The organism is Pseudomonas sp. PWP3-1b2 (genome assembly GCF_049896045.1).
In the GTDB taxonomy this organism is placed as follows: domain Bacteria; phylum Pseudomonadota; class Gammaproteobacteria; order Pseudomonadales; family Pseudomonadaceae; genus Aquipseudomonas; species Aquipseudomonas antarctica_B.
The window spans coordinates 36528-45866 of record NZ_JAFCTN010000045.1 but is presented as its reverse complement, the minus strand read 5'-3'; the positions used below and the strand labels follow the sequence as shown (position 1 = coordinate 45866).

The window sequence follows — 9339 nt, the reverse complement described above, 5'->3', positions numbered from 1 at the left end:
TGGCATCACCTCGGTCTGCCAGTTAGACCGAGGTGATGCCATCGCAGGCAAGCCAGCTCCCACAGGGGATTTTTGTGGCTATTGAGCTCAGGCGTTTTCCAGCAAATTGTGCAACTCCACAAATTGCTGTGTCAGCTTATGCCGTGGGTCCAAATGGATCAGCGGCTTGTTCTCCTGGTGCGACTCGCGCATGCGCACCGAGCTGGCCAGGTAAACCGGCAGCACCGGCAACCCTTCTGCAATCAACTCATCGAGCATCTGCTGCGGCAATGTGGCCCGGGCCTGGAACTGGTTGACCACAATGCCTTCCACTTCCAGGCCTTCGTTATGGTCTTCCTTCAATTCTTCAATTTCCGCCAACAGGCCATACAGCGCCTGGCGCGAGAAGCTGTCGCAATCAAACGGGATCAACACACGATCCGCCGCAATCAGCGCCGAAACCGCGTAGAAATTCAACGCCGGCGGGGTATCCAGGTAGATCCGGTCGTAATCCTCGCTCAACTCGTCCAGCAGCTTTCGCAGCTTGTTGATCTTGTGTTTGGCCTCAAGCTTGGGCTGCAGGTCGGCCAGCTCCGCCGTTGCGGTGATCACATGCAGGTTGTCGAACGGTGTTTCGTAGATATCCACCCGGTTTTTCTTCGAAAACCGCTCGGAAGACAGGGTTTGCTTGAAAAATTCGGCGATCCCCATCGGGATATCGTTGCCGGTCAGCCCGGTGAGGTACTGGGTTGAGTTGGCTTGTGCATCGAGGTCCACCAACAGGGTTCGATAGCCTTCACTGGCGCTGACCGCCGCCAGGTTGCAGGCGATGCTGGACTTGCCAACGCCGCCTTTCTGATTGAACACCACACGCCGCATGGGGAAAAACCTCCGTGTATCAAAGATGCTCCGAGTGTAGAGGGCGAAAGCGCCTGTTAGCTACCTCGTTCATCGATGCACTGGCGCATCACGAGGCGTCTGCGCGCTGACTGCCTTCCATTCCCGACAGATGAACAGGAACAGCCCGACCATCCAATCAGCTCCCTGGTAAAGGACAATCTGCAAATCCTCCCAACAAAATTGTAATCAGCCGTGAACAATTCTTTACCAAAGTTTGCTAGAACCCCGCAGCACCGGGATAATGCGCGCCATTCGGCTATTGCTCCCTGTCCCGGTATTCGGGGCCAATGGCCGCACATGGAAGCCCGCAGGGGCGGGATAACTTCTCAGTGATCACTTTTAACATCGCCCAATGGCGCGCCTGGGCCCCTGGCCTGGAGAGTGCGCACGACTGGCACGCCTGGGGCCGGGATCCCGTGTTGCTGCCTGTCAGCGATGCCGCCCCTGATGTGTCATTCCTGCCCGCCATGCAGCGCCGCCGCTTGAGCCGTTTGGCGCGCATGGCGTTCAGCGTGGGCTGGCCGTTGGCCGAAGGCCTGCAAGACCTGCCGCTGGTGTTTATTTCCCGTCACGGCGAAACCTCGCGCACCCTCGACATCCTCAGCGACCTGGCTAACGACGAACCGTTGTCGCCGACCCAGTTCAGCCTGTCAGTGCACAACGCGGTGATTGGCCTGTGGTCGATCCTGCGTAATGAAACCAGCGAAATGACCGCCCTCGCCGCCGCCGGTGATGGCCTGGAACACGGCATGCTCGAAGCCGCTGCGCTGCTCAACGAAGGCGCCCCGGCGGTATTGCTGGTGATCACCGAAGAACAGCCGCCAAAAGCTTACGCCGGCTGGATCCAGGATGTGCCGTTCCCCTACGCCCTCGGGCTGCTGCTGACACCCGGCGACGAGTGGCAGCTGGAACTAAAAGGCGGCGCTGTCCAACTCAGTCAAACCCAGTGGCCCCATGCACTGAATCTGCTGCGCACCCTGCTCACCGAGCAGACCACCTGCCAACATGCCTGGAAGAACCGTGTATGGAACTGGCGACGCAAGCCCTGACCGACAAACCACGGGACGCCTATTACTGGCGCCTGTTCGCTACCGCCGCGAGCTTCTTTATGTTCGGCGTGGGCGGGCTGTGTCTGCGGTTGCTGGTGTTCCCGTTGCTCAGCCTTCTGCCGGGCAGCGCGCAAAAGCACCGCCAACGTGCGCGCCACACCATCAGCCGGTTGTTCTGGCTGTTTATTCGCATGATGCAGCGCGGCGGCGTGCTGACCTACAGCGTTGAGGGCGCCGAAAAGCTCGGCCGGCCGGGCCAGATGATCATCGCCAACCACCCGTCGCTGATCGACGTGGTGTTCCTGATCGGCCTGATGCGCCAGACCAATTGCGTGGTCAAGCAGAGCCTGTTCCAAAACCCGTTCACCCGTGGCCCGGTGCGCGACGCGGGCTACATCAGCAACGACGGCAGCGCCGACATGCTCGATGCCGCCGCCAGTGCCCTGCGCGAAGGCCAAACCCTGATCATCTTTCCCGAGGGCACCCGCACCACCCCCGGCGCCGCGCCCGCCTTTCATCGCGGGGGCGCCGCCATTGCGCTGCGCGGTGCGACAATCATCACCCCGGTGGTGATCAAGGTCAGCCCCACCACCCTGACCAAGGCCGAACCCTGGTATCGCATCCCCAAACGCCGCTTTCACTTCAGTTTGCGCGTGGGTGCCGATATAGAACCACAGGCGTTCGCCTCGCTCGGGCCCGCGCCCCAGGCTTCACGCAAGCTCAACGACTACCTGCACCACTATTTCATTAAGGAGCTCGCCGAAGATGAGCGACAGACACAGCCTTGAGCACGACATAAAGGCGCTGATCATCGAGGCCCTGGGCCTTGAAGACATCAGCCCCGACGACATCGGCAGCGAACAAACCCTGTTCGGCGAAGGCCTGGGCCTGGATTCGGTCGACGCCCTGGAATTGGGCCTGGCGATTCAGAAAAAGTACGGCATCAAGATCGATGCCGACGCCAAGGACACCCGCAATCACTTCACCAACGTGGCCAGCCTTGCGGCGTTCGTCACGGCCAGACAGGCAGCTTGAGACCGTACCATGCAAACTCGTGACGATATTTTCAACACCCTGCGCGACGCCTTGGTGGAACTGTTTGAACTGGAACCTGCACGCGTCACGCTGGATGCCAACCTGTATCAGGACCTGGAAATCGACAGCATTGATGCGGTGGATTTGATCGACCATATCAAGCGCCAGACCGGCAAGAAGATCGCCGCCGAAGAGTTCAAGGCCGTGCGCACCGTGAATGACGTGGTTGAGGCGGTTTACCGTCTGGTCCAACCGGCCGCATGAGCCGTTTGATCGGCCTTGGCCTGTTGCTGGCGGGGCTGCTGTACCCCTTTGCGGTGTATTACGGCACCGAACATTTTGCGCCATGGCAATTCGGTTTGCTGCTCGGCAGCCTGTGGCTGTTGCGCGCACTTACTGGCGCGCGGCGGCCCGGCAGTCGCTGGATGGCCGTTGCGGTGATCGTGTTCTGCCTGTTGCTGGCCTGGTTCGACAACCCGCACCTGCTGCGCTGGTACCCGAGCCTGGTCAGTGCGTTCATGCTGGCGCTGTTCGGCTTGAGCCTGAAATACGGCCCGCCGATGGTCGAACGCCTGGCGCGCATGACCCAGCCCGATCTGCCGCCGAAGGGCATTGTGTATACGCGCCAGGTCACCGTGGTGTGGAGCGTGTTTTTTCTGTGTAATGGCCTGCTCGCCGCCGCCCTCACATTGTGGGCGCCGCTGAGCTGGTGGACGTTGTACAACGGCCTGATCGCCTACGGGCTGATGGGGCTGTTGTTTGCCGTGGAATGGCTAGTACGACAAAGGGTTCGAGGCCGCGTATGGAAGGGTTGAAACTTGAGCACCTGCTGCTTGAGCCGCTGCAACTGCGTTCGGTGACCACCGAGCCTGCGATGAACCATGCCCAGCTGTGGGAGCAGTCACTGAGCCTTGCGGCCGGGCTGCACGCGCGCGGCATTCAGCGTTTGGCGGTGCACCTGGAAGACGCCGGGCTGCTGGCGATTGCCCTGCTTGGCGCCTGGCGTGCCGGGGCCAGCGTGCTGCTGCCTGCCGACCTGCAACCGCAAACCCGCCAGCGCTGGGACGACTCGGTTGACGCCTGGCTGGTCGAAGCGGCTGACCTCGACGCGTTGTATCAAGCGCCCTTGGCGCCCGCCGCGCTGGACCTGGACACCTGCCAACTGAGCCTGTGCACTTCCGGCTCCAGCGGCGAGCCCAAGCGCATCCACAAATCCCTGCGCCAACTGGCCAATGAAGTCGAGGCTCTGGAATCACTGTGGGGCGCAGACCTCAAGGACGCCTGCATCATCGGCAGCGTCGCCACCCAACACATCTACGGTTTGCTATTTCGCGTGTTGTGGCCGTTGTGCGCCGGTCGCACCTTTGTGCGCAAGCAACTGGCGTTTCCTGAAGACCTGCAACGCGCCAGCCGCGAACACCCGCAATTTGCCTGGGTTGCCAGCCCGGCGCTGCTCAAGCGCATGGGTGACAACCTCGACTGGCCCGCGCTGAGCCAGGTGTCGCGGGTATTTTCGTCGGGTGGCGCGCTGCCCATTGAGGCCGCCGGCGACCTTTATGACCGCTTGCAGCAGTGGCCGACAGAGATCCTCGGCAGCTCGGAAACCGGCGGCATCGCCTGGCGTCAGGGCGCGCAACCGTGGCAGCCGTTTGCCGATGTGCAATTAAGCCAGGACGCCGACGGTGCACTGCGCATTGCATCAACGTATTTGCCTGAAGGGCATATCGAACAGACCGCCGACGCTGCGCGCATCCATGCCGATGGCCGCTTTGAACTGCTCGGGCGCCTGGACCGCATCGTGAAGCTGGAAGAAAAACGCATCTCCCTGCCCATGCTCGAACAGGCGCTGATGACCCACCCGTGGGTCGCCGAAACCCGCCTGGGCGTGGTGCAGGAAAACCGCGCATCCCTCGGCGCGCTGGTGGTGTTGAGCGCTGATGGCCTGCATGCTCTGCGCAACGAAGGCCGGCGCGCCGTCACCCGAACCCTGCGCGAGCATTTGAGCGAACATTGCGAAGCGCTGGCCCTGCCCCGCCGCTGGCGGCTTCTGCGCCAGCTGCCTCTGAACAGCCAGGGCAAACTGCCCCAAGCCGACGTCGAAGCCTTGCTGTTGGCGCCTCGACCGAAAGCGCCGCACGTGCTGGAACAGGTTGAAGCCGACGGCGAATGGACCCTGCAACTGAGCGTGCCACCGGACCTCGCTTACTTCAGCGGCCACTTCCCGATCACACCGGTACTGCCGGGCGTGGTGCAAGTGGAATGGGCGTTCAACCTGGGCCAGCAACTGCTCGACCTGCCACCAATTTTTGCCGGGATGGAAGTGCTCAAATTCCAGCAACTGGTGCGCCCCGGCGACACCGTCGAACTGCACCTGCGCTTCGACCCAGAACGCCGCAAGCTGTACTTCGCCTACCGCAACGGCGTAGCCGCCTGCTCCAGCGGTCGCATTCAACTGGAGAAGCCCAGTGAATAGGTTTTTCAGACTGTCCGGTTCGTTGTGGCCAGTGTGCTTACTGTGGCAAGCGGGCTTGTTGTGGCGAGCGGGCTTGCCCCGCGTTGGGCTGCGAAGCAGCCCCAAAACCTGCAATGGAGTTCCGTCTGGCACACCGGGGTTACCTCTCTGGGGCCGCTTCGCAGCCCAACGCGGGGCAAGCCCGCTCGCCACAGCAAGCCCGCTCGCCACAACAATCACACTGGCCACAGCAATCACACTGACCAAAGTCGGTTTTCCAGCCCGAGACGTGCGCCATGCATAACCCCTGCGCCCTGATCCCGGTCTACAACCATGAAGCCGCCGTGCCAGCCGTGGTTCACAGCCTGTTGAACAACGGCCTGCCGTGCCTGTTGGTGGACGATGGCAGCAGCCCAAGCTGCGCGGCGGTGCTTGCACAGTTGGCCACGCTGGAAAATGTCACCCTGCTGACCCTGCCAAATAATCAAGGCAAAGGTGGCGCGGTCATGGCCGGTTTTCGCGAAGCCGCGCGCCTGGGCTACAGCCACGCGCTGCAAGTCGACGCCGACGGCCAGCACGACCTGCGTGAAGTCGAAACCTTTATTGACACCTCCCGCAGGCACCCCGATGCGGTGATCTGCGGCTACCCCGAATACGACGACAGCGTGCCCAAAGGCCGCCTGTACGCGCGCTACCTGACCCACGTGTGGGTATGGATCAACACCCTTTCGCTGCAAATCCGCGATTCGATGTGCGGCTTTCGCGTGTACCCGCTGGCGCCCACGCTGGCACTGATGGACTCGGCCTACATCGGCACGCGCATGGACTTCGACTCCGACATCCTCGTGCGCCTGGCCTGGCGCAACCAGCCGATGCGCTGGCTGCCGACCCAAGTGCATTACCCCGCCGACGGCCTGTCGCACTTCCGTTTGTTCCACGACAACGTACGCATCTCGGCCATGCACACCCGGCTGTTTTTCGGCATGGTGGTGCGCGCACCGATGATCTTGTGGCGGCGGTGGCAGGCATGAACGACAGCACCAAGCACTGGGCCGACCGTGAGGAGCGCGGCAGTTTCTGGCTGATGAAACTCACCGCCGTCGCCGCCAAGGTGCTTGGCCGTCGCCTGCTGAGCCCGGTGCTCTACGGCATCGTCTTGTACTTCTTCCTGTTCGGCCGCACCGCGCGCCAGAGTGCCTGGGAATACCAGCAACGCCTGGCCGACTGGAGTGGCCGCGATGAGCTGCGCCCCAGCCTTAAATCAGTCTTCGGCCAGTTCATGGCCTTCGCCGATTCCTTGCTCGACAAGCTCGACGTGTGGAACGGCAAGCTGCGCATCGAACAGATCGAAATAGACGACCCGGCGCAATTGCGCGGCCAACTGCGCGGCGAGCGCGGGCAGATGCTGGTGGGCGCGCACCTGGGCAACCTCGAAGTGTGCCGCGCCCTCGCCGAGATCGGCGAGCAAGTCACCATGAACGTGCTGGTGCACACCAAGCACGCCGAGCAATTCAACCGTCTGCTGGGCGAAGCCGGGGCCACACATTTGCGCCTGATTCAGGTCAGCGAACTGGACCCGGCCACCATGCTGCTGCTCAGCCAGCGCCTGGACGAAGGCGAGTGGCTGGCCATCGCCGGCGACCGCGTGCCGCTGCATGGCGGGCGCAAGGTGCGGGTGGATTTTCTCGGCGTTGACGCGGCGTTTCCCCAAGGCCCGTGGCTGCTGGCCGGCCTGCTGAAATGCCCGGTCAATTTGCTGATGTGCCTCAAACATAAGGGTCGCTACCGCCTGACCATCGAGCCGTTCGCCGATGTGATCGAGTGGAAGCGCAGCACCCGCGAGCAGGTGATCGCCCAGTGGACCGCGCGCTACGCCGCGCGCCTGGGCCAGTTCTGCCTGGCAGCGCCCCGACAATGGTTCAACTTTTACCCATTCTGGAAGACCGATGACGACGCATCTTGAGCCGGTAACCTTTGGCGAGCGCCCATTGCGCATTGAAGACGTGCTGGCCCTGGCCAACCGTCAGGCGCCTACGCAGCTGCAAAACGACGCCGCGTACCGCCAGCGCATCGCCAAGGGCGCGCAGTTTCTCGACTCGCTGCTGGACAAGGAAGGTGTGATCTACGGCGTGACCACCGGCTACGGCGACTCGTGCGTGGTAGCGGTGCCGTTGCAACACGTCGAAGCATTGCCGCGTCACCTCTACACTTTCCACGGCTGCGGCCTGGGCAAGTTGCTTGATGCACAGGCCACCCGCGCGGTGCTGGCCGCGCGTTTGCAGTCGCTGTGCCACGGCGTGTCCGGGGTGCGCGTGGAACTGCTGGAGCGCCTGCACGCGTTCCTCGAACATGACGTGCTGCCGCTGATCCCGGAAGAGGGCTCGGTGGGCGCCAGCGGCGATTTGACCCCGCTGTCTTACGTCGCCGCGACCCTGTCCGGTGAGCGCGAAGTGATGTTCCGTGGCGAACGTCGCCAGGCTGCCGACGTGCACCGCGAACTGGGCTGGGAGCCGCTGGTACTGCGCCCCAAGGAAGCCCTGGCATTGATGAACGGCACCGCCGTAATGACTGGCCTGGCGTGCCTGGCCTTCGCCCGCGCCGACTACCTGCTGCAACTGGCCACGCGCATCACCGCGCTGAACGTGGTGGCGCTGCAAGGCAACCCGGAGCACTTCGACGAACGCCTGTTCGCCGCCAAGCCGCACCCTGGGCAGATGCAAGTTGCCGCCTGGCTGCGCAAAGACCTGGCGATTGATGCGCTAACGGCGCCGCTGCATCGCCTGCAGGACCGCTACTCGCTGCGCTGCGCGCCCCACGTGCTGGGCGTGTTGGCCGACAGCTTGAATTGGCTGCGCTCGTTTATCGAAATCGAGCTGAACAGCGCCAACGACAACCCGATCATTGATGCCGAAGAAGAGCGCGTGCTGCACGGCGGGCACTTCTACGGCGGCCACATTGCCTTCGCCATGGACAGCCTGAAAACGCTTGTGGCCAACGTCGCCGACCTGCTCGACCGCCAACTCGCGTTGCTGGTGGATGTGCGCTACAACCACGGCCTGCCGAGCAACCTGTCGGGTGCGCCAGCGGATCGCGCGATGATCAACCATGGCTTCAAGGCCGTGCAAATCGGCACCAGCGCCTGGACCGCCGAAGCCTTGAAAAACACCATGCCGGCCAGCGTGTTCTCGCGCTCCACCGAGTGCCACAACCAGGACAAGGTGAGCATGGGCACCATCGCCGCTCGCGATGCGATCCGCGTGCTGGAGCTGACCGAACAGGTCGCTGCTGCCACTTTGCTCGCCGCCAACCAGGGCGTGTGGCTGCGCGCCCAGGCTTCGGATGCGCGCGCTCTGCCACCGGCGTTGGCAGCGATGCACATTGAACTGGCCAAAGATTTCCCGCCGGTCATCGAAGACCGCGCGCTGGAAGGCGAACTGCGCCTGTGCCTGAAACGCATCGCCGAGCAACACTGGAGGCTGCATGCGTAGTCAGGGCGTGTTGCATTGCGACACTGAAATCCTCGTGCCGTTTTTTGACGTCGACACCATGAACGTCGTCTGGCACGGGCATTACGTGAAGTACCTGGAAGTGGCGCGTTGCGCGCTGCTCGACCAGATCGGCCACAACTACACGGCGATGCTTGAATCCGGCTACGCCTGGCCGGTGATCGACCTGCAACTGCGCTACGTACGCGGCGCGGTGTTCGGCCAAACCATCAATGTGCGCGCCAGCCTGGTGGAGTGGGAGAACCGCTTGAAGGTCAACTACCTGATCACCGACCTTGCCAGCGGCGAGCGTTTAACCCGCGCCAGTACCGTGCAAGTCGCGGTAGAAATCGCCAGCCGCGAAATGCAGCTGGCCTCCCCGACAATATTCACCAACGCCGTCGAGAGGGCTTTGAAATGCTGACTCCTGTGGGAGCGG

General features: G+C 62.8%; 11 protein-coding genes. 10 read left to right on the top strand and 1 reads right to left on the bottom strand.

All coding sequences use genetic code 11. From position 1 onward, the window contains the following. Positions 1-87: 87 nt before the first annotated feature. Positions 88-858, bottom strand: coding sequence for a ParA family protein (locus ACP7A2_RS22975; protein WP_375066941.1), 771 nt, complete (start codon positions 856-858; stop codon positions 88-90). Positions 859-1208: 350 nt separating this feature from the next. Between ACP7A2_RS22975 and ACP7A2_RS22970 the strand changes: the two genes are divergently transcribed. The 10 genes from ACP7A2_RS22970 to ACP7A2_RS22925 all read left to right on the top strand — a co-directional run bounded on the left by ACP7A2_RS22970 (position 1209) and on the right by ACP7A2_RS22925 (position 9324). Next, positions 1209-1928, top strand: a complete 720-nt coding sequence (locus tag ACP7A2_RS22970) for a beta-ketoacyl synthase chain length factor (protein ID WP_426136079.1) — start codon at positions 1209-1211, stop codon at positions 1926-1928. Continuing rightward, entirely contained in the window at positions 1904-2716 is an 813-nt protein-coding gene (locus ACP7A2_RS22965; RefSeq protein ID WP_426136077.1) for a lysophospholipid acyltransferase family protein, read from the top strand. Before ACP7A2_RS22970 ends, ACP7A2_RS22965 begins: the two co-directional genes overlap by 25 nt. Beyond that, positions 2694-2963 (top strand): phosphopantetheine-binding protein, encoded by a 270-nt coding sequence (locus ACP7A2_RS22960; RefSeq protein ID WP_426136076.1) that lies wholly within the window; start codon positions 2694-2696, stop codon positions 2961-2963. Before ACP7A2_RS22965 ends, ACP7A2_RS22960 begins: the two co-directional genes overlap by 23 nt. A gap of 9 nt (positions 2964-2972) precedes the next feature. Continuing rightward, a complete protein-coding gene (locus ACP7A2_RS22955) occupies positions 2973-3227 on the top strand; it encodes an acyl carrier protein (RefSeq protein ID WP_005784088.1) in 255 nt (84 codons plus the stop codon). Continuing rightward, positions 3224-3778 (top strand): hypothetical protein, encoded by a 555-nt coding sequence (locus tag ACP7A2_RS22950; protein WP_426136075.1) that lies wholly within the window; start codon positions 3224-3226, stop codon positions 3776-3778. The genes ACP7A2_RS22955 and ACP7A2_RS22950 overlap by 4 nt, the downstream gene beginning before the upstream one ends. Next, entirely contained in the window at positions 3766-5436 is a 1671-nt protein-coding gene (locus tag ACP7A2_RS22945) for an AMP-binding protein (RefSeq protein ID WP_426136074.1), read from the top strand. The genes ACP7A2_RS22950 and ACP7A2_RS22945 overlap by 13 nt, the downstream gene beginning before the upstream one ends. A 275-nt stretch (positions 5437-5711) precedes the next feature. Next, positions 5712-6446, top strand: coding sequence for a glycosyltransferase family 2 protein (locus ACP7A2_RS22940; protein WP_426136073.1), 735 nt, complete (start codon positions 5712-5714; stop codon positions 6444-6446). Beyond that, positions 6443-7378 carry a glycosyl transferase gene (locus ACP7A2_RS22935; protein ID WP_426136072.1) on the top strand — a complete coding sequence of 312 codons (936 nt, stop codon included), beginning with the start codon at positions 6443-6445 and terminating at the stop codon, positions 7376-7378. Before ACP7A2_RS22940 ends, ACP7A2_RS22935 begins: the two co-directional genes overlap by 4 nt. Beyond that, positions 7362-8903, top strand: coding sequence for an HAL/PAL/TAL family ammonia-lyase (locus tag ACP7A2_RS22930; RefSeq protein WP_426136071.1), 1542 nt, complete (start codon positions 7362-7364; stop codon positions 8901-8903). Before ACP7A2_RS22935 ends, ACP7A2_RS22930 begins: the two co-directional genes overlap by 17 nt. Continuing rightward, positions 8896-9324: an acyl-CoA thioesterase gene (locus tag ACP7A2_RS22925; RefSeq protein ID WP_426136070.1), complete on the top strand. Its 429-nt coding sequence runs from the start codon at positions 8896-8898 to the stop codon at positions 9322-9324. The genes ACP7A2_RS22930 and ACP7A2_RS22925 overlap by 8 nt, the downstream gene beginning before the upstream one ends. Positions 9325-9339 lie beyond the last annotated feature (15 nt).

Excerpts from the sequence above, each read along its gene's own strand:
- ACP7A2_RS22975 (WP_375066941.1), bottom strand. The coding sequence starts at position 858 with ATGCGGCGTGTGGTGTTCAATCAGAAAGGCGGCGTTGGCAAGTCCAGC.
- ACP7A2_RS22965 (WP_426136077.1), top strand. The coding sequence starts at position 1,904 with ATGGAACTGGCGACGCAAGCCCTGACCGACAAACCACGGGACGCCTAT.
- ACP7A2_RS22960 (WP_426136076.1), top strand. The coding sequence starts at position 2,694 with ATGAGCGACAGACACAGCCTTGAGCACGACATAAAGGCGCTGATCATC.
- ACP7A2_RS22955 (WP_005784088.1), top strand. The coding sequence starts at position 2,973 with ATGCAAACTCGTGACGATATTTTCAACACCCTGCGCGACGCCTTGGTG.
- ACP7A2_RS22950 (WP_426136075.1), top strand. The coding sequence starts at position 3,224 with ATGAGCCGTTTGATCGGCCTTGGCCTGTTGCTGGCGGGGCTGCTGTAC.
- ACP7A2_RS22945 (WP_426136074.1), top strand. The coding sequence starts at position 3,766 with ATGGAAGGGTTGAAACTTGAGCACCTGCTGCTTGAGCCGCTGCAACTG.
- ACP7A2_RS22940 (WP_426136073.1), top strand. The coding sequence starts at position 5,712 with ATGCATAACCCCTGCGCCCTGATCCCGGTCTACAACCATGAAGCCGCC.
- ACP7A2_RS22935 (WP_426136072.1), top strand. The coding sequence starts at position 6,443 with ATGAACGACAGCACCAAGCACTGGGCCGACCGTGAGGAGCGCGGCAGT.
- ACP7A2_RS22930 (WP_426136071.1), top strand. The coding sequence starts at position 7,362 with ATGACGACGCATCTTGAGCCGGTAACCTTTGGCGAGCGCCCATTGCGC.
- ACP7A2_RS22925 (WP_426136070.1), top strand. The coding sequence starts at position 8,896 with ATGCGTAGTCAGGGCGTGTTGCATTGCGACACTGAAATCCTCGTGCCG.